Here is a 19,979-nt window from a genome sequence, read left to right on the forward strand (position 1 = left end):
ATTAACAACTGAAACCTTAATTAAACATTAACCAGCCCTAATAATTCGTCATGCGAATTATATTTTCGCTGCGATATAAGCTTGAGCCATATCAACATTGAGTCAGATTATTATTCAAACCAACATTCACACACATTTTAAGTATTGCTGATAGAAACCATTCTCATTATCATTGTACTGTTGATTATTTAATCTCTCCTTCGTTGGCAAATCATCTGGTCTCATGTCGCTGTCAAACGCCCCATGAGGTAGTTATCCAGTTAATGAGAAACAAGTAGGCACCTATGCAATACACTCCAGATACTGCGTGGAAAATTACTGGCTTTTCCCGTGAAATCAGCCCGGCATATCGCCAAAAACTGCTTTCTCTTGGCATGTTACCTGGCTCCTCTTTTAATGTGGTGCGCGTCGCTCCACTCGGCGACCCCATTCATATCGAAACCCGTCGTGTGAGCCTGGTATTACGCAAAAAAGATCTGGCCTTATTAGAAGTGGAAGCGGTTTCCTGTTAATACGGTGATAACAACAATGAAAAAATTAACCATTGGCTTAATTGGTAATCCAAATTCTGGCAAGACAACGTTATTTAACCAGCTTACTGGCTCACGTCAGCGTGTAGGTAACTGGGCTGGCGTTACCGTCGAACGTAAAGAAGGGCAATTCTCCACCACCGATCATCAGGTCACGCTGGTGGACCTGCCCGGCACCTATTCTCTGACCACCATCTCATCGCAGACCTCGCTCGATGAGCAAATCGCCTGTCACTACATTTTGAGTGGCGACGCAGACCTGCTGATTAACGTGGTGGATGCGTCTAACCTTGAGCGTAACCTGTACCTGACGCTGCAACTGTTGGAACTCGGCATTCCCTGCATCGTGGCGCTGAACATGCTCGACATTGCCGAGAAGCAAAATATTCGTATTGAAATTGATGCTCTGTCGGCGCGTCTTGGCTGCCCGGTGATCCCGCTGGTTTCAACCCGTGGTCGCGGTATTGAAGCGCTCAAGCTGGCGATTGATCGCTATAAAGCTAACGAGAATGTGGAACTGGTGCATTACGCTCAGCCGCTGCTCAACGAAGCAGATTCACTGGCAAAAGTGATGCCTTCCGACATCCCGCTGAAACAACGTCGCTGGCTGGGCCTGCAAATGCTGGAAGGCGATATCTACAGCCGCGCCTACGCCGGTGAAGCGTCGCAGCATCTGGATGCCGCCCTCGCCCGTCTGCGTAATGAGATGGACGATCCGGCGCTGCACATTGCCGATGCGCGTTACCAGTGCATTGCTGCCATCTGTGATGTGGTAAGCAACACCCTGACGGCAGAACCCAGCCGTTTCACCACTGCGGTAGATAAAATCGTGCTCAACCGTTTCCTCGGTCTGCCGATTTTCCTCTTTGTGATGTACCTGATGTTCTTGCTGGCTATCAACATCGGCGGGGCGTTACAGCCGCTGTTTGACGTCGGCTCCGTAGCACTCTTTGTGCATGGTATTCAGTGGATTGGCTACACGCTCCACTTCCCGGACTGGCTGACTATCTTCCTCGCCCAAGGCCTGGGCGGCGGTATTAACACCGTGCTGCCACTGGTGCCGCAGATCGGCATGATGTACCTGTTCCTCTCCTTCCTTGAGGACTCCGGCTATATGGCGCGTGCGGCGTTTGTGATGGACCGTCTGATGCAGGCGCTGGGCTTGCCGGGGAAATCCTTTGTACCGCTGATCGTTGGTTTCGGTTGTAACGTACCGTCGGTAATGGGCGCACGTACGCTTGATGCACCGCGTGAACGTCTGATGACCATCATGATGGCACCGTTTATGTCCTGCGGCGCGCGTCTGGCTATCTTCGCAGTATTCGCGGCTGCCTTCTTCGGGCAGAACGGTGCGCTGGCGGTCTTCTCGCTGTATATGCTGGGTATCGTAATGGCGGTGCTGACTGGCCTGATGCTCAAGTACACCATCATGCGCGGTGAAGCGACGCCGTTTGTCATGGAGCTGCCGGTCTACCATGTACCCCACGTTAAAAGCCTGATTATCCAGACCTGGCAGCGTCTGAAAGGCTTCGTTCTGCGTGCTGGTAAAGTGATTATCATCGTCAGCATTTTCCTGAGCGCCTTCAACAGCTTCTCATTGAGCGGGAAAATCGTCGATAACATCAACGACTCGGCGCTGGCTTCCGTCAGCCGGGTGATCACCCCGGTCTTCAAGCCGATTGGCGTACATGAAGATAACTGGCAGGCAACGGTTGGCCTGTTTACAGGTGCCATGGCGAAAGAAGTGGTGGTGGGTACGCTCAACACCCTCTACACCGCAGAAAATATTCAGGACGAAGAGTTCAATCCGGCGGAATTTAACCTCGGTGAAGAGCTGTTCAGTGCGGTAGATGAAACCTGGCAGAGCCTGAAAGACACCTTCAGCCTTAGCGTACTGATGAACCCCATTGAAGCAAGCAAAGGCGACGGCGAAATGGGTACCGGAGCGATGGGCGTGATGGATCAGAAATTCGGTAGCGCAGCTGCCGCATACAGCTACCTGATTTTCGTCCTGCTGTATGTACCATGTATCTCGGTGATGGGAGCCATCGCCCGTGAATCAAGCCGTGGCTGGATGGGCTTCTCCATTCTGTGGGGGCTGAATATCGCTTACTCGCTGGCAACATTGTTCTATCAGATCGCCAGCTACAGCCAGCATCCAACCTACAGCCTGGTATGCATTCTGGCGGTTATTCTGTTTAACATCGTGGTTATCGGTTTGCTGCGTCGCGCGCGTAGCCGGGTGGATATCGAACTGCTGGCAACGCGCAAATCGGTAAGCAGTTGCTGTGCGGCCAGTACCACTGGCGATTGCCACTAAGGACACGACAATGGCTTCGCTCATTCAAGTGCGTGATTTACTGGCATTACGGGGCCGTATGGAAGCGGCCCAGATTAGCCAGACACTGAACACTCCGCAGCCAATGATTAACGCCATGCTGAAACAGCTAGAAAGTATGGGAAAAGCAGTGCGGATTCAGGAAGAACCTGACGGCTGTCTTTCCGGCAGTTGTAAAAGCTGCCCGGAAGGAAAAGCCTGTCTGCACGAATGGTGGGCGTTGCGTTAACCTTGTTTCACTGCCTGTTTTGAAAGCCCGGTATGCGTTTGCATCCGGGCTTTTTTGCGTGCGGCTTTCCATAGCAGCGCGACGTAAGTTCCTCTGAAAGCGTCTCGCTGGGATGAAAACTCGCTAATGCACAGGTGTGGAGTGGCGCGTAGAGTCGCGGCATTCAAATAACAGGTGAAGGAACGCCATGAGCAAAAAGCAGAGTTCCACCCCACACGATGCGCTGTTCAAACTCTTTTTACGCCAACCGGAGACGGCACGCGAGCATGGCGCTGCTGGAGTTAATTCAAAAACATATTCGTCAACGCGATCTGATAGGACTGGTAGAGCAAATGGCCTGCTTATTAAGTAGTGGATACGCAAATGACAGACAAATCAAAGGGCTGTTTAATTACATACTGCAAACCGGCGACGCGGTACGTTTTAACGATTTTATCGATGGTGTGGCCGAACGTTCACCAAAACACAAGGAGAGTTTAATGACTATTGCGGAAAGATTGCGGCAGGAAGGGGAACAATCCAAAGCCTTGCATATAGCAAAAATAATGCTTGAATCCGGAGTCCCTCTTGCAGACATCATGCGCTTTACCGGGGTGTCAGAAGAAGAGTTGGCTGCGGCGAGCCAGTAAAGTTCTGTCCCGCCATTTCGAAAGCCACCTACACCCTCTGCTTCAACGCCACCAGCAGGTGACAAAACTCGTCCGGATGTGAAATAAACGGCGCATGGGCCGCTTTGGCGAAGATATATGATTCGCTGTGAGGCCAAAGTTTATCCAGCATCGGCACCACTTTGCGCGGCACCAGACCGTCGAGATAGCCATACAATCGCAAAAACGGCATGGGCACGTTTTGCAGCGGCTGACGGAGATCGACCGTTTTCAGGATTTCCAGTCCGCCATTGAGTACGTCAACCTCCGGCATCGGTAACGCCAGAACGGTTTTCTTCAACGCCCGCGCATCCTGGCGCGCCGTTTCAGTACCCATGGTTTGTAACGCCAGGAACCGCTCCACTGTACGCTGAAAATCATCACTGAGTTGCTGCTGAAATCCCGCCAGCACGTCCGGTTTTATCCCCGGCCACTCGTCGCGAGCACTAAAACAAGGTGACGACGCCACGGTGACCAGCGCCTGAACACGCTCGGGATGGGTTAACGCAATCTGGCTTGCCACCAGCCCGCCCAGACTCCAGCCTAACCAAATGGCTTTATCTGGTGCCTGTCGCAGCACGACTTCGGCCATATCAGCAAGTGATAGCGCACCAAATCCCCGGCTACGCCCGAAGCCGGGCAGGTCAACAAGGTGCAGCGTAAAATGCGAGCTAAGTTCCTCGTCAATGCAACGCCACACTTCGGCATTCAGTCCCCATCCGTGCAGCAGCACAAGATGAACATTCCCCTGACCTTTGGTCTGCCACCAGATGTTATTCATCCGCTATTGTTCTCTTTTTACTTACAAGGATGAACATATGCTAACAGTACCGGGATTATGCTGGCTATGCCGAATGCCGCTGGCGTTAGGTCATTGGGGGATTTGTTCTGTCTGCTCTCGCGCCGCCCGTACAGATAAAACGTTATGCCCACAATGTGGATTACCCGCCACACACTCTCATCTTCCCTGCGGTCGCTGCCTGCAAAAACCGCTGCCCTGGCAAAGACTGCTCACGGTCGCCGACTATGCGCCGCCATTAAGTCCGCTCATTCACCAGCTTAAGTTTTCCCGGCGCAGTGAAATCGCCAGCGCCCTGTCACGTCTGTTACTATTGGAAGTCTTACACGCTCGTCGCACCACCGGCTTGCAACTGCCTGATCGCATCATCAGCGTTCCGTTATGGCAGCGCCGTCACTGGCGTCGGGGATTTAATCAGAGCGATTTGCTGTGTCAGCCGTTATCACGCTGGCTACACTGCCAATGGGATAGCGAAGCCGTCACACGAACACGGGCCACCGCGACCCAGCATTTTCTTAACGCCCGGCTACGCAAACACAACCTGAAAAATGCCTTTCGCCTTGAATTGCCTGTGCAAGGTCGCCATATGGTGATTGTGGATGATGTCGTTACCACCGGAAGTACCGTCGCAGAGATTGCGCAGTTGCTTTTACGCAATGGTGCGGCGACTGTCCAGGTCTGGTGCCTTTGTCGAACCTTGTAGAGCCTCGATGATGGGCGTATTATAACCAACTAAAATAGTCAACTATTAGGCCATTACTATGATCCGTATTTCCGATGCTGCACAAGCGCACTTTGCCAAACTGCTGGCAAACCAGGAAGAAGGGACACAAATCCGCGTATTTGTGATTAACCCTGGCACGCCTAACGCTGAATGTGGCGTTTCTTATTGTCCGCCGGACGCTGTGGAAGCCACCGACACTGCCCTGAAATTTGACCTGCTGACCGCGTATGTTGATGAGTTAAGCGCTCCTTACCTGGAAGATGCAGAGATCGATTTTGTTACCGACCAGTTGGGTTCGCAGCTGACGCTGAAAGCGCCTAACGCCAAAATGCGTAAAGTGGCTGACGATGCGCCGCTGATGGAGCGCGTGGAGTATATGCTGCAATCACAGATCAACCCACAGCTTGCTGGTCACGGTGGTCGCGTTTCGCTGATGGAAATCACCGAAGACGGTTACGCCATTTTGCAATTTGGCGGTGGCTGTAACGGTTGTTCCATGGTCGACGTCACCCTGAAAGAGGGGATCGAGAAGCAGTTGCTGAACGAATTCCCGGAGCTGAAAGGTGTACGCGATCTCACCGAACACCAGCGCGGCGAGCACTCTTACTACTAAGTTCTCTCCCCTTTTGTCGATTGCCCGATGTGACGCTAAAGCGTCTTATCGGGCCTGTACGTTGCACGAGAGTCTGACGTTAGCGCAGAATTATCTCAGCAAATCCAATCTCTTCGTTTCCCCACGATAATATGACCAACCTCTCATAATTTAAATTTACCCCGCTCTGGTGATTCTCAAGCACGTAATGTTACCCGTATCATTCTCATGGGCACCAAACACACTCATAACATCTGACTACACTAACTCGTTTTAGGGGTCATCAGCCGTGGTGCCGTAACATCTCTGTTCCCAGTTGGGACAACCAGGATTTTCCGTCAGAAACCTGACGTTACCCATAACAAATTAAAGGCCAGGTAAATCATGCCATTAGTCATTGTTGCTATCGGTGTAATCTTGTTATTACTCCTGATGATCCGCTTCAAAATGAACGGCTTCATCGCTCTCGTCCTCGTGGCGCTTGCTGTTGGATTAATGCAAGGGATGCCGCTGGATAAAGTTATTGGCTCCATCAAAGCTGGTGTCGGCGGAACGCTCGGTAGCCTTGCCCTGATCATGGGTTTTGGTGCGATGCTGGGCAAAATGCTGGCAGACTGCGGTGGTGCACAACGTATCGCTACCACGCTGATTGCCAAATTTGGTAAAAAACACATCCAGTGGGCGGTGGTACTGACCGGTTTTACCGTTGGTTTTGCCCTGTTCTATGAAGTGGGTTTCGTGCTGATGCTGCCGCTGGTGTTTACCATCGCGGCTTCCGCGAATATTCCACTGCTGTATGTTGGTGTACCAATGGCGGCTGCACTGTCTGTGACCCACGGCTTCCTGCCACCGCATCCGGGTCCGACTGCGATTGCCACCATTTTCAATGCCGATATGGGTAAAACTCTGCTGTACGGTACTATTCTGGCAATCCCGACCGTGATTCTCGCCGGTCCGGTTTACGCTCGCGTGTTGAAAGGTATCGATAAGCCGATCCCGGAAGGTCTGTACAGCGCGAAAACCTTCAGCGAAGAAGAGATGCCGAGCTTTGGCGTCAGCGTCTGGACCTCTCTGGTGCCGGTGGTTCTGATGGCGATGCGTGCGATTGCCGAAATGATCCTGCCGAAAGGTCACGCTTTCCTGCCGGTAGCGGAGTTCCTCGGTGACCCGGTAATGGCTACGCTGATTGCCGTGCTGATCGCGATGTTCACCTTTGGTCTGAACCGTGGCCGTTCAATGGATCAGATTAACGACACGCTGGTTTCTTCCATCAAAATCATTGCGATGATGCTGTTGATTATCGGTGGTGGCGGTGCGTTCAAGCAGGTGCTGGTAGACAGCGGCGTGGACAAATACATTGCTTCCATGATGCACGAAACCAACATTTCTCCGCTGCTGATGGCCTGGTCGATTGCTGCCGTACTGCGTATCGCGCTGGGTTCCGCAACCGTCGCGGCAATCACTGCGGGTGGTATCGCGGCACCGCTGATTGCAACGACGGGTGTTAGCCCGGAGCTGATGGTTATTGCGGTTGGTTCCGGTAGTGTGATTTTCTCTCACGTGAACGATCCGGGCTTCTGGCTGTTCAAAGAGTACTTTAACCTGACTATCGGCGAGACCATCAAATCCTGGTCGATGCTGGAAACCATTATCTCGGTGTGCGGTCTGGTAGGCTGTCTGCTGCTGAATATGGTGATTTGATAATACTGATGGCCGGATGCGGCGTGAACGCCTTATCCGGCCTACGATTCGGCATTAATTAGTAGGCCGGTAAGACGCGTCAAGCGTCGCATCCGGCATCAACCGCACTCTACTTCTTCTTCGCTGCCGCTCTGCGCCGTCTGTCCAAATCCTTCAGCAACTTGTTCACACCATCATCGGCAAACATCGACTCAAGCGTTGCGGAAAGTTTACGTCGCCAGTTTTTATACTGGTAACTGGTGCCGGGAATATTTACCGGATCTGCCATATCCAGCCAGTCTTCCGGCTGGAGCCCTAACAGGGCGCTGTTGCTATCGGCGATGTAGCGCTGTAAGCCACGATTCAGCGTCGGTGTCATCGACATCAACGATGCCTTATGCCCGGCACGTTTTGGCAGGCAACCATATTTATGCAGAGCATCCAGCAGCCCTTGCTTCGCCAGTTCGCGATCCTGATACAGACCGCGCAGTACCACTTCATCCGGATACAGCCCCAGCGTTTTGCCCAGCGTTAAATCCCCACTCTCCCAGTAGCCGCGTAGCGTAGGCAGGTCGTGTGTCGCCGCAACCGCCATCGACTGCTCTGGGTACGCTTTCGGTGCGCGGAATGTCTTCTCGTGGTCGTTTTCGAAATAGAGCACTTTGTAGGAGTACACACCGCTGCTGCGCAGCTTACCGACAATCTCTACCGGTACGGTACCGAGATCTTCACCAATCACCATACAGCGATGACGTTTACTTTCGAGTGCCAGAATCGAGAGCAGATCATCCACCGGATAGTGAACATACGCGCCCTGATCTGCCGTCTCGCCATACGGTATCCACCACAAACGCAGCATCGACATCACGTGATCAATTCGTAATGCGCCGCAGTTTTGCATATTGGCACGCAACAGCTCGATAAACGGTTCATAGGCACGCGCGGTGATGATATGCGGGTCCATTGGCGGCAATCCCCAGTTCTGCCCCAACGGGCCGAGGATATCCGGCGGCGCGCCAACCGACGCTTTCAGGCAATACAGTTCACGGTCGCACCAGGTTTCTGCCCCACCTTCTGCTACACCAACGGCCAGATCACGATACAAGCCAATCGGCATTTCATAGCCCTGGCTTATCTCCCAGCAGGCGGCAAACTGGCTGTAAGCCAGCCACTGCAACCAGAGATAAAAATCGACGTCATCACGATGTTCTTCGCAGAACTGGCGCACTTCTGGCGAATCCACGTTCTGATACATCTCTGGCCATGCTGGCCAGCCCCAGCGCATTTCGTCCTCTTTCACTTGCTGGGCATGTAGCGCATCAAAGGCTGCCTGCCAGAACAGGCTGTCGCCCTGCTCTGCAACAAACTGGCGAAACGCGGTCATCTGCTCATCATCACGTTGCGCGAAACCTTTCCACGCCATTCGTAATGCTGTCATTTTTAGGGCGGTAACCGTGGAGTAATCAACCCAGTCGGCATCCCGCGCCTGTTGCAGCGTCTGTTGCGTGGTCGGCAACTGCCACCAGGCCTGAGCCTCTTCGCTAAGATGGAAATCTTCAACTGCGTTAACGTCGATATAAATCACATTCAGCCAACGGCGAGAAGACGGGCTGTACGGGCTGGCACTTTCCGGATTTGCCAGATAGAGCGCATGAATCGGGTTCAGACCAATAAACGACCCGCCACGTTTTGCCACATCCACCAGCATCGCTTTGAGATCGCCAAAATCCCCAATACCCCAGTTTTTTTCCGATCGCAGCGTATAAAGCTGAACGCAGGCACCCCACAGCTTTTGTTTATTCAGCAACGCCTGCGGTTCGTAACAGCGTTTCGGGGCGACAATCACCCGGCAATGCGCGCGCTGGTCGTCCTGGGTAAGCGTCAGCGTGTGATAACCTTCCGGCAGCTTCGTCGGTAGATTGAACGCTTTGCCCCCCGTCACATGGCCTTTGTACTGCTTTCCTTCTTCGGTGGTCAGCAGCCAGCTATATTCGCCGCTGCCCTCCACCACCATCGGCATTTTTTTGCCGCTGGTATAAACTATGACATTCGGGACTGGCGTTACCGCCACTTTCGTGGCGGTACGTTGATGCATCGCGTCAAGCAAACGCCGTTTGGTTTCGGCGCTAATCGACTGCGGTTTACCGTGGGCATTGATGTAATTGGGGCTAATCCCCGCCGCCAGCGCGGCATTATCCAGACGTTTGCTTTCCATCGAACTTCCTTAGCGTTTTGCCTGCCAGATACGAGCCTGATAATCGCGAATAGAGCGATCCGAGCTAAACATACCGCAGCGGGCGGTATTGAGGATCGCCGCGCGAGTCCAGGCCTCCTGGTCGCGGTACAGCACATCCACCTGCTTTTGTGCCTCCACATAAGCGGCGAAATCTGCCATCACCAGATACGGATCGCCGCCCTGTTTGCCGATACTGTGCAGCATCTGGTCGAAGGCATGCTTATCGCCGTCGCTGTATTTACCGCTTTCCAGCTCTTTCAATACTGCGTCCAGCACCTTATCTTTCTTCCGCCATTTCACCGGGTCGTAGCCTTTGGCCAGAATTGCCTTCACTTGTTCCACGGTATGACCAAAAATAAAGATATTTTCTTCGCCGACTTTCTCAGCGATTTCAACGTTCGCACCATCCAGCGTACCGACAGTAAGCGCACCATTGAGCGCCAGTTTCATATTGCCGGTACCGGAAGCTTCTTTACCTGCAGTCGAAATTTGTTCGGAGATATCCGCCGCCGGGATCAGTTTTTCCGCCGCCGAAACACAATAATCCGGCAAGAACACCACCTTCAACTTGTCGCCAACCAGCGGATCGTTGTTGATCACGTCAGCCACTTTGTTGATCGCAAAGATAATATTTTTCGCCAGGTAGTAGCCCGGTGCTGCTTTCGCGCCGAAGAGGAAGACGCGCGGTACGCGGTCAGACTGCGGGTTTTCACGAATTTCTTTGTACAACGCCAGAATATGCAGCAGATTCAGATGCTGGCGTTTGTACTCATGCAGACGTTTGATCTGAATATCGAAAATCGCCTGTGGATTGATCTCAATACCGGTACGAACTTTCACAAACTCTGCCAGACGGACTTTATTCGCCTGCTTGATCTCGCGATATTGCTGACGGAATTTCGCATCATCAGCGAATTTTTCCAGATTGATCAGTTGATCGAGATCGTTAGCCCACTCTTTTTTCAGTGATTTATCCAACAGAGCCGCCAGTGCCGGGTTGCACTGTTTGACCCAGCGACGTGGGGTAATACCGTTGGTGACATTATGGAATTTGTTCGGCCATAGCTGGTGATATTCCGGGAACAGATCTTTCACCACCAGATCCGAGTGCAGCGCCGCAACACCGTTCACCGCGAAACCGCCAACCACACACAGGTTCGCCATATGCACTTGTTTGTCGTGCACCACCGCCAGTTTGGCCCACACTTTTTCATCGCCCGGCCAGGTTTTCTCCACTAGCGTTTTAAAGCGAGTATTAATTTCGTTAATAATCTGCATGTGGCGCGGCAGTAAGCCTTTCACCAGTTTCACATCCCAGCGTTCCAGCGCTTCTGGCATCAGGGTATGGTTGGTGTAAGCGAAAGTTTTGCTGGTAATGGCCCAGGCGTCATCCCAGCTCATCTGGTGCTCATCGATCAGCACGCGCAGCAGTTCTGGAATCGCGATTGTTGGATGGGTATCGTTCAGCTGAATAACTTCGTAATCCGCCAGTTCGTGCAATTTACGCCCCGCCAGATGATGGCGACGCAAAATATCCGCTACCGAGCAGGCACACTGGAAGTATTGCTGCATCAGGCGCAGCTTTTTACCGGCAGTATGGTTGTCGTTTGGATAGAGAACTTTGGTCAGTTTTTCTGCGTTGATGCCCTGCTGTTCGGCACGCAGGAAATCACCATCGTTAAATTTAGTCAGATCAAACGGATGCGCATGCGTCGCCTGCCACAGACGCAGCGGCTGCGCCACGCCATTACGATAGCCGACAACGGGGAGATCCCACGCTTGACCGGTAATGGTAAATTCCGGCTCCCAGCGTCCGTCTTTCGTCACTTTACCGCCAATCCCTACCTGCACATCCAGTGCTTCGTTGTGGCGGAACCACGGGTAGTTACCGCGATGCCAGTCATCCGGCGCTTCAACCTGTTTGCCATCGACAAAAGACTGGCGGAACAAACCATATTGATAGTTCAGACCGTAACCCGTCGCAGACTGACCGACAGTTGCCATTGAGTCGAGAAAGCACGCCGCCAGACGTCCCAGACCACCGTTCCCCAGCGCCGGGTCGATCTCTTCTTCCAACAGGTCAGTCAGGTTGATGTCATAAGCCTTCAACGAATCCTGTACATCCTGATACCAGCCGAGATTCAACAGATTGTTGCCCGTCAGGCGACCAATCAAAAACTCCATTGAGATGTAGTTAACATGCCGCTGATTCGCCACCGGTTTGGCAAATGGCTGAGCACGCAGCATTTCGGCCAGTGCTTCGCTCACTGCCAGCCACCACTGACGAGGGGTCATTTCAGCCGCAGAATTTAAGCCATAACGCTGCCACTGACGTGAAAGCGCTTCCTGAAATTGCTTATCGTTAAAAATAGGTTGTGACATAGGAGTTCCACTTTTCTTAGATTTTCAACACAACGTTATCGCTAGTTTGCCAGGCTCGATGTTGACCTTCCTCATCCTGCGGGGGATTAGGCAGGGAGGAGTTGCGGGGATGAGCAAGGAAATGTGATCTCGACCACTTAAAGCTAGTGCAATCCACAGGATTAGCAGCAAATCAATGCCATACCGCGCAGAAAATCTGTATCTAAGTGCAAAAAATGGCCGTTGCGTATTTTCAAAAAGCGGAAGGTAACTCTATAAATTAAGTAAAGGAGTGAAACAGTTTCACAAGTAAAATATCACGTGTGCTCCATCTCATTCTTAATAGATTTATTAAGATCATCTTTTTAGATGGCACTTTCATCAGAAATGAAGAAGAAACCCTTGCTTAAATGAAACTGATGAACATAAGGAAAATACCGTACAACCCAGTATTCACGCTGGATCAGCGTCGTTTTAGGTGAGTTGTTAATAAACATTTGGAATTGTGACACAGTGCAAATTCAGACACATAAAAAAACGTCATCGCTTGCATTAGAAAGGTTTCTGGCCGACCTTATAACCATTAATTACGAAGCGCAAAAAAAATAATATTTCCTCATTTTCCACAGTGAAGTGATTAACTATGCTGATTCCGTCAAAATTAAGTCGCCCGGTTCGACTCGACCATACCGTGGTTCGTGAGCGCCTGCTGGCTAAACTTTCCGGCGCGAACAACTTCCGGCTGGCGCTGATCACAAGTCCTGCGGGCTACGGAAAGACCACGCTCATTTCCCAGTGGGCGGCAGGCAAAAACGATATCGGCTGGTACTCGCTGGATGAAGGTGATAACCAGCAAGAGCGTTTCGCCAGCTATCTCATTGCCGCCGTGCAACAGGCAACCAACGGTCACTGCGCGATATGTGAGACGATGGCGCAAAAACGGCAATATGCCAGCCTGACGTCACTCTTCGCCCAGCTTTTCATTGAGCTGGCGGAATGGCATAGCCCACTTTATCTGGTCATCGATGACTATCATCTGATCACTAATCCTGTGATCCACGAGTCAATGCGCTTCTTTATTCGCCATCAACCAGAAAATCTCACCCTTGTGGTGTTGTCACGCAACCTTCCGCAACTGGGCATTGCCAATCTGCGTGTTCGTGACCAGCTGCTGGAAATTGGCAGTCAGCAACTGGCATTTACCCATCAGGAAGCGAAACAGTTTTTTGATTGCCGTCTGTCATCGCCGATTGAAGCTGCAGAAAGCAGTCGGATTTGTGATGATGTTTCCGGTTGGGCGACGGCACTGCAGCTAATCGCCCTCTCCGCCCGGCAGAATACTCACTCAGCCCATAAGTCGGCACGCCGTCTGGCGGGAATCAATGCCAGCCATCTTTCGGATTATCTGGTCGATGAGGTTTTAGATAACGTCGATCTCGCAACACGCCATTTTCTGTTGAAAAGCGCCATTTTGCGCTCAATGAACGATGCACTCATCACCCGTGTGACCGGCGAAGAAAACGGGCAAATGCGCCTCGAAGAGATTGAGCGTCAGGGGCTGTTTTTACAGCGGATGGATGATACCGGCGAGTGGTTTTGCTATCACCCACTGTTTGGTAACTTCCTGCGCCAGCGCTGCCAGTGGGAACTGGCGGCGGAGCTGCCGGAAATCCACCGTGCCGCCGCAGAAAGCTGGATGGCCCAGGGATTTCCCAGCGAAGCGATTCATCATGCGCTGGCGGCAGGCGATGCGCTGATGCTGCGCGATATTCTGCTTAATCACGCCTGGAGTTTGTTCAACCATAGCGAACTGTCGCTGCTGGAAGAGTCGCTTAAGGCCCTGCCGTGGGACAGTTTGCTGGAAAATCCGCAGTTGGTGTTATTGCAGGCGTGGCTGATGCAAAGCCAGCATCGCTACGGCGAAGTTAACACCCTGCTGGCCCGCGCTGAACATGAAATCAAGGACATCAGAGAAGGCACCATGCACGCAGAATTTAACGCTCTGCGCGCCCAGGTGGCGATTAACGATGGTAATCCGGATGAAGCGGAACGGCTGGCAAAACTGGCACTGGAAGAGCTGCCGCCGGGCTGGTTCTATAGCCGCATTGTGGCAACCTCGGTGCTGGGTGAAGTGTTGCACTGCAAAGGCGAATTGACCCGCTCACTGGCGTTAATGCAGCAAACCGAACAGATGGCACGCCAGCACGATGTCTGGCACTACGCTTTGTGGAGTTTAATCCAGCAAAGTGAAATTCTGTTTGCCCAAGGGTTCCTGCAAACCGCGTGGGAAACGCAGGAAAAAGCGTTCCAGCTGATCAACGAGCAGCATCTGGAACAGCTGCCAATGCATGAGTTTCTGGTGCGCATTCGTGCGCAACTGTTATGGGCCTGGGCACGGCTGGATGAAGCCGAAGCGTCGGCGCGCAGCGGGATTGAAGTCTTGTCGTCTTATCAGCCACAGCAACAGCTTCAGTGCCTGGCAATGTTGATTCAATGCTCGCTGGCCCGTGGTGATTTAGATAACGCCCGTAGCCAGCTGAACCGTCTGGAAAACCTGCTGGGGAATGGCAAATATCACAGCGACTGGATCTCTAACGCCAACAAAGTCCGGGTGATTTACTGGCAAATGACCAGCGATAAAGCCGCCGCTGCCAACTGGTTGCGTCATACGGCTAAACCAGAGTTTGCGAACAACCACTTCCTGCAAGGTCAATGGCGCAACATTGCCCGTGCACAAATCTTGCTGGGCGAGTTTGAATCTGCGGAAATTGTCCTCGAAGAACTCAATGAAAATGCCCGCAGTCTGCGGTTGATGAGCGATCTCAACCGTAACCTGTTGCTGCTTAATCAACTGTACTGGCAGGCCGGACGTAAAAGTGACGCTCAGCGTGTGTTGCTGGACGCATTAAAACTGGCGAATCGTACCGGATTTATCAGTCATTTTGTCATCGAAGGCGAAGCGATGGCGCAACAACTGCGCCAGCTTATTCAACTCAATACGCTGCCGGAGCTGGAACAGCATCGCGCACAGCGTATTCTGCGAGAAATCAATCAACATCATCGGCATAAATTCGCCCATTTCGATGAGAATTTCGTTGAACGTCTGCTAAATCATCCGGAAGTGCCAGAGCTGATCCGCACCAGCCCGTTGACCCAACGTGAATGGCAGGTCCTGGGGCTGATTTACTCCGGTTACAGCAATGAGCAAATTGCAGGCGAGCTGGAAGTGGCGGCAACCACCATCAAAACGCATATCCGTAATCTGTACCAAAAACTCGGTGTCGCCCACCGTCAGGCCGCGGTACAACACGCGCAGAAACTGCTGAAGATGATGGGATATGGGGTGTGAGTTTAGCCGGATAATGCGTCGGATCCGGCTTACATCTTTACATCATTCAATGCTAACCCGCGTTACGCCATCTGTTTCTATCAAACCAAACCGCACCGGCAAGAAACGCTCCACCACGGCGATATTGGTCAGCAGATGACATGAGGGATGGGCGACCGTAAATTCTCCCGCGCCCGCCAGCGCCATCGGTAGCACCAGTTGGTCGGCGAGATATTCCCCCACCGCCGCCGGGCTTGCCAGGTAGCGTTTCACCTCTTTCACCAACTGTGCCGCGACCACCTCGGCACTGACGCGCTTTTCACCGACGACAAAAAAGCGTTCGGTGATATTTTCACTTTCGACTTCAAGCGAGACGGTATTACCCGGCCCCTGGTCGCGCGGCAGGTTATGAATATTCTGTTCATGCAAGGAAAAACTACCCGCCAGTGTAGCGATTTCACGCTCAGCAACATGGCGCGGTAACTTTCGCGAACTTTCTGCCAGCGTCACGCGGATGGCCACCTTTGCCACTAGCGGACGCATCACACTGGATACAGTGGAAGATGAGATCAACCGTCTGCGCTATAACTGGCAGGAGAGTCGCCCCTCCACGCTTACGGCGTTGCTGGGCGCAGAGGCAGAAAACATCGATCTCTTCGACCGTATGCAACTGGAACACGTTATCGCTATCTGCCGCCAGGCAAAGTCGCTTTCTGCTGCCGGACGTGAACTGTTTGACATTTCGCGCCAGGGTAAAGCCAGCGTCAATGACGCGGATCGGCTACGCAAATACCTGGCGCGTTTTGGTCTGACATGGGAAGCAATGCAGGATCAGCACAGCTCCAGTTGAATATGATGGTCCTTCAGCACCTGCATCACGCTCGCAGGCGGCATCGTGTCGGTGTAGACAGCATCGACCATGCTGATGCTACCCATATTGACCATTGCGTTACGGCCAAATTTTGAGTGGTCGACAACCAGCATAACGTGGCGCGAGTTCTCAATGATGGCGCGTTTGGTGCGAACTTCGTGGTAATCGAACTCCAGTAGCGAGCCGTCGCTATCGATGCCGCTTATCCCCAGAATGCCGAAATCAAGGCGGAACTGGGAGATAAAATCGAGCGTTGCTTCGCCAATGATCCCGCCATCGCGGCTGCGTAATTCGCCACCGGCAAGAATGATACGGAAATCCTCTTTTACCATCAGCGTGTTAGCGACGTTGAGATTGTTGGTCACAATGCGTAAATTGCTGTGATTAAGCAGCGCGTGCGCCACCGCTTCCGGCGTGGTGCCGATATCGATAAACAGCGTCGAGCCATTGGGAATTTGCTCCGCCACTTTGCGGGCGATGCGCTCTTTTTCTTCGGTCTGGGTGGCCTTGCGATCGTGCCACGGCGTGTTAACCGAACTGGAAGGCAGCGCCGCACCGCCATGATGGCGCAGGATCAGGTTTTGCTCTGCCAGCTCGTTGAGATCGCGGCGAATAGTCTGCGGGCTAACGGAGAAATGCTCTACCAGCTCTTCGGTGCTGACATAACCCTGCTGTTTAACCAGTTCGATAATACCGTTGTGACGTTGTGTTTGTTTCATTGATAAATCCCTGGAATTATTTTCGTTTTCGCGCATTGAGCGAATCAACAAAAGCCATCGCTAAACCCACGGCTAACCCGGCGATATGTGCTCCGTTCGCCATCGACATCCCAAACAAATCAAACCATCCGGCGACAATCCAGATCAACGCAAAGATAATTAACCCACGTTGCAGGTAAATGCCACTTTGCGGATCGCGTTCGCCACGTAGCCAGACGTAGCCCATCAGCGCATACACCACGCCAGAAAGCCCGCCAAACCACGGCCCGCTGAATTTTTGCTGCACATAGCCGCTTAACAGGGCGCTAATGAGAGTAATGACAATTAGCTTACCGCTACCGAGGCGTTTTTCCACCGCACCGCCGAGATACCACCACCAGAGCAGGTTAAAGAGGATATGCATCAGCGAGAAGTGCATTAACGCGTGGGTGAAGTAACGCCAGAACTCAAATTTCAGCGTCGGATCGAATGGCCAGGCCAGCCATAACATCACTTCCTGATCGCCGAGAATTTGCATGGCGATAAACACCACCACGCAGGCGATCATCATCACCCAGGTTACCGGACCTGCGCGTTCACGCAAGGCGGCAAAGAAAGGATAACGGCGATAATGCAGGCCACTGTCGGTATGACCGGACTGCCAACTGGCGGCGAGATAACGTGGATCTGCCGGGTTTTCGAGAAAACGAGCCAGCTCCGCCCGCACGCGTTCGGCCTGGGACTCATCCGCCAGCCAGACATCGCTTTGGTTATGTTGTTGAATCGTGAGGATAACACCCTGTGTCGCCATGTAATCAACAAACGCCTGCGCCACTCGGGGGTTAGCAAAAGAGGTAATCATCAACATCGTTGCTGTCGCTTATTCCACACAAAAGGGGACAGTATAAAGCGTTACGCGCCGTACGCCACCTCTGCGGGAAACTGGCGCTGCCAGGCTTCAAAACCGCCATCAATGCTGTAGACCACATCGTAGCCCTGTTGCAGCAGATACTGCGCCGCGCCTTTGCTGCTATTGCCGTGATAACACATCACCATCACCGGTGTGTCAAAGTCGTTATCACGCATAAACGCGCCCAGTGTGTCGTTAGTTAAATGGAAAGCCTGGGTCGCATGCCCCATTGCGAAACTCTGTGGATCGCGAATATCGACCAGCACCGCCTCTTTTTCCTGCAACTTCTGGTGCGCGTCGGCAACGTTAATACATTCGAACTGATCCATGCGTCTCTCTTTCTTTACAAACAAGTGGGCAAATTTACCGCACAGTTTACGTCGAAGCGGCAGATAAACGCCATAATGTTATACATATCACTCTAAAATGTTTTTTCAATGTTACCCAAAGCGCGATTCTTTGCTAATATGTTCGATAACGAACATTTATGAACTTTAACGAAAGTGAATGAGGGCAGCATGGAAACCAAAGATCTGATTGTGATAGGTGGCGGCATCAATGGTGCTGGTATCGCGGCAGACGCCGCTGGACGCGGTTTATCCGTGCTGATGCTGGAGGCGCAGGATCTCGCTTGCGCGACCTCTTCCGCCAGTTCAAAACTCATTCACGGTGGCCTGCGCTACCTTGAGCACTATGAATTCCGACTGGTCAGCGAGGCGCTGGCTGAACGTGAAGTGCTACTGAAAATGGCCCCGCATATCGCCTTCCCGATGCGTTTTCGCCTGCCGCATCGTCCGCATCTACGCCCGGCGTGGATGATTCGCATTGGTCTGTTTATGTACGATCATCTGGGCAAGCGCACCAGCCTGCCGGGATCAACCGGTTTGCGTTTTGGCGCAAACTCAGTGTTAAAACCGGAAATTAAGCGCGGATTCGAATATTCTGACTGTTGGGTAGACGACGCCCGTCTGGTACTCGCCAACGCCCAGATGGTGGTACGTAAAGGCGGTGAAGTGCTTACTCGTACTCGTGCCACGTCTGCTCGCCGCGAAAACGGCCTGTGGATTGTGGAAGCGGAAGATATCGATACCGGCAAAAAATATACATGGCAGGCGCGCGGCCTGGTTAATGCTACCGGCCCGTGGGTGAAACAATTTTTCGACGACGGGATGCATCTGCCTTCGCCTTATGGCATTCGCCTGATCAAAGGCAGCCATATTGTGGTGCCGCGTGTGCATACCCAGAAGCAAGCCTACATTCTGCAAAACGAAGATAAACGTATTGTCTTCGTGATCCCGTGGATGGACGAGTTTTCCATCATCGGCACCACCGATGTGGAATACAAAGGCGATCCAAAAGCAGTGAAGATTGAAGAGAGTGAAATCAATTACCTGTTGAAAGTGTATAACACGCACTTTAAAAAGCAGTTAAGCCGGGACGATATCGTCTGGACCTACTCCGGCGTGCGTCCGCTATGTGATGATGAGTCCGACTCGCCGCAGGCCATTACCCGTGATTACACCCTTGATATCCATGATGAAAACGGCAAAGCCCCGCTGCTGTCGGTATTCGGCGGTAAGCTGACCACCTACCGCAAACTGGCGGAGCACGCGCTGGAAAAACTGACGCCATATTATCAGGGCATTGGTCCGGCGTGGACGAAAGAGAGCGTGCTGCCGGGTGGTGCCATTGAAGGTGACCGTGACGATTACGCCGCCCGCCTGCGCCGCCGTTACCCGTTCCTGACCGAATCGCTGGCACGTCACTACGCGCGCACTTACGGCAGCAACAGCGAACTGTTGCTCGGCAATGCAGGGGCGATAAGCGACCTCGGTGAAGATTTCGGTCATGAGTTCTACGAAGCGGAGCTGAAATATCTGGTCGACCACGAATGGGTCCGCCGCGCCGACGATGCCCTGTGGCGTCGCACGAAACAAGGCATGTGGCTAAATGCGGATCAACAATCTCGTGTGAGTCAGTGGCTGATGGAATATACGCAGCAGAGGTTGTCGCTGGCGTCGTAAGGATGATGCCCG

At 52.7% G+C, this 19,979-nt stretch carries 14 protein-coding genes and 3 pseudogenes; 10 read left to right on the top strand and 7 right to left on the bottom strand.

Annotated elements, in window-relative coordinates; translation table 11 throughout:
• Positions 1–284 precede the first annotated feature (284 nt).
• The 4 genes and pseudogenes from feoA to ACJHX4_RS17080 form a co-directional block, all read left to right on the top strand.
• Positions 285–512, top strand: a complete 228-nt coding sequence (gene feoA / locus ACJHX4_RS17065) for a ferrous iron transporter A (protein WP_001200455.1) — start codon at positions 285–287, stop codon at positions 510–512.
• A gap of 16 nt (positions 513–528) precedes the next feature.
• Positions 529–2,850 (top strand): Fe(2+) transporter permease subunit FeoB, encoded by a 2,322-nt coding sequence (gene feoB, locus ACJHX4_RS17070; protein WP_000737040.1) that lies wholly within the window; start codon positions 529–531, stop codon positions 2,848–2,850.
• A gap of 10 nt (positions 2,851–2,860) precedes the next feature.
• Complete coding sequence (gene feoC / locus ACJHX4_RS17075) at positions 2,861–3,097, top strand: [Fe-S]-dependent transcriptional repressor FeoC (protein WP_000157585.1); 237 nt, start codon at positions 2,861–2,863, stop codon at positions 3,095–3,097.
• 254 nt (positions 3,098–3,351) lie between these two features.
• Positions 3,352–3,726: pseudogene (locus tag ACJHX4_RS17080) on the top strand (Rpn family recombination-promoting nuclease/putative transposase); the annotation flags it as partial.
• Between the two features lie 28 nt (positions 3,727–3,754).
• On the opposite strand, the gene bioH reads toward ACJHX4_RS17080, so the two are convergent.
• Positions 3,755–4,525 (bottom strand): pimeloyl-ACP methyl ester esterase BioH, encoded by a 771-nt coding sequence (gene bioH / locus ACJHX4_RS17085; RefSeq protein WP_001060089.1) that lies wholly within the window; start codon positions 4,523–4,525, stop codon positions 3,755–3,757.
• A gap of 37 nt (positions 4,526–4,562) precedes the next feature.
• Between bioH and gntX the strand changes: the two genes are divergently transcribed.
• The 3 genes from gntX to gntT all read left to right on the top strand — a co-directional run bounded on the left by gntX (position 4,563) and on the right by gntT (position 7,560).
• Positions 4,563–5,246, top strand: coding sequence for a DNA utilization protein GntX (gntX, locus tag ACJHX4_RS17090; protein ID WP_001296478.1), 684 nt, complete (start codon positions 4,563–4,565; stop codon positions 5,244–5,246).
• Between the two features lie 58 nt (positions 5,247–5,304).
• Positions 5,305–5,880 (top strand): Fe-S biogenesis protein NfuA, encoded by a 576-nt coding sequence (gene nfuA, locus ACJHX4_RS17095; RefSeq protein WP_000619389.1) that lies wholly within the window; start codon positions 5,305–5,307, stop codon positions 5,878–5,880.
• Positions 5,881–6,243: 363 nt separating this feature from the next.
• A complete protein-coding gene (gene gntT / locus ACJHX4_RS17100; RefSeq protein WP_001131758.1) occupies positions 6,244–7,560 on the top strand; it encodes a gluconate transporter in 1,317 nt (438 codons plus the stop codon).
• Positions 7,561–7,669: 109 nt separating this feature from the next.
• Here gntT and malQ read toward each other — a convergent pair whose 3' ends face one another.
• Both malQ and malP read right to left on the bottom strand, forming a co-directional pair.
• A complete protein-coding gene (gene malQ / locus ACJHX4_RS17105) occupies positions 7,670–9,754 on the bottom strand; it encodes a 4-alpha-glucanotransferase (protein WP_000444305.1) in 2,085 nt (694 codons plus the stop codon).
• A 9-nt stretch (positions 9,755–9,763) separates the two neighbouring features.
• A complete protein-coding gene (malP, locus tag ACJHX4_RS17110; protein WP_000081885.1) occupies positions 9,764–12,157 on the bottom strand; it encodes a maltodextrin phosphorylase in 2,394 nt (797 codons plus the stop codon).
• Between the two features lie 622 nt (positions 12,158–12,779).
• Between malP and malT the strand changes: the two genes are divergently transcribed.
• Positions 12,780–15,485: an HTH-type transcriptional regulator MalT gene (gene malT / locus ACJHX4_RS17115; protein WP_000906973.1), complete on the top strand. Its 2,706-nt coding sequence runs from the start codon at positions 12,780–12,782 to the stop codon at positions 15,483–15,485.
• Positions 15,486–15,527: 42 nt separating this feature from the next.
• On the opposite strand, the pseudogene ACJHX4_RS17120 reads toward malT, so the two are convergent.
• Positions 15,528–15,947: pseudogene (locus ACJHX4_RS17120) on the bottom strand (RNA 3'-terminal phosphate cyclase); the annotation flags it as partial.
• On the opposite strand from ACJHX4_RS17120, the pseudogene ACJHX4_RS17125 reads away from it, so the two are divergent.
• Positions 15,916–16,314 (top strand): annotated as a pseudogene (locus ACJHX4_RS17125) (sigma 54-dependent transcriptional regulator); the annotation flags it as partial. The pseudogenes ACJHX4_RS17120 and ACJHX4_RS17125 sit on opposite strands and share 32 nt — an antisense overlap.
• On the opposite strand, the gene ACJHX4_RS17130 reads toward ACJHX4_RS17125, so the two are convergent.
• From ACJHX4_RS17130 to glpE, 3 genes are read right to left on the bottom strand one after another with little or no spacing between them, the layout of a single operon-like run.
• A complete protein-coding gene (locus ACJHX4_RS17130) occupies positions 16,296–17,054 on the bottom strand; it encodes a DeoR/GlpR family transcriptional regulator (protein ID WP_001296480.1) in 759 nt (252 codons plus the stop codon). The pseudogene ACJHX4_RS17125 and the gene ACJHX4_RS17130 sit on opposite strands and share 19 nt — an antisense overlap.
• A gap of 16 nt (positions 17,055–17,070) precedes the next feature.
• Positions 17,071–17,901, bottom strand: coding sequence for a rhomboid family intramembrane serine protease GlpG (glpG, locus tag ACJHX4_RS17135; RefSeq protein WP_000928734.1), 831 nt, complete (start codon positions 17,899–17,901; stop codon positions 17,071–17,073).
• Positions 17,902–17,945: 44 nt separating this feature from the next.
• The gene (glpE, locus tag ACJHX4_RS17140; RefSeq protein ID WP_000371926.1) at positions 17,946–18,272 is read right to left on the bottom strand and encodes a thiosulfate sulfurtransferase GlpE; all 327 of its coding nucleotides are present in this window, start codon (positions 18,270–18,272) and stop codon (positions 17,946–17,948) included.
• A 189-nt stretch (positions 18,273–18,461) separates the two neighbouring features.
• On the opposite strand from glpE, the gene glpD reads away from it, so the two are divergent.
• Entirely contained in the window at positions 18,462–19,967 is a 1,506-nt protein-coding gene (glpD, locus tag ACJHX4_RS17145; RefSeq protein WP_000448164.1) for a glycerol-3-phosphate dehydrogenase, read from the top strand.
• Positions 19,968–19,979 lie beyond the last annotated feature (12 nt).

The organism is Escherichia sp. WS2035 (genome assembly GCF_046487065.1).
GTDB classification, from domain to species: domain Bacteria; phylum Pseudomonadota; class Gammaproteobacteria; order Enterobacterales; family Enterobacteriaceae; genus Escherichia; species Escherichia coli.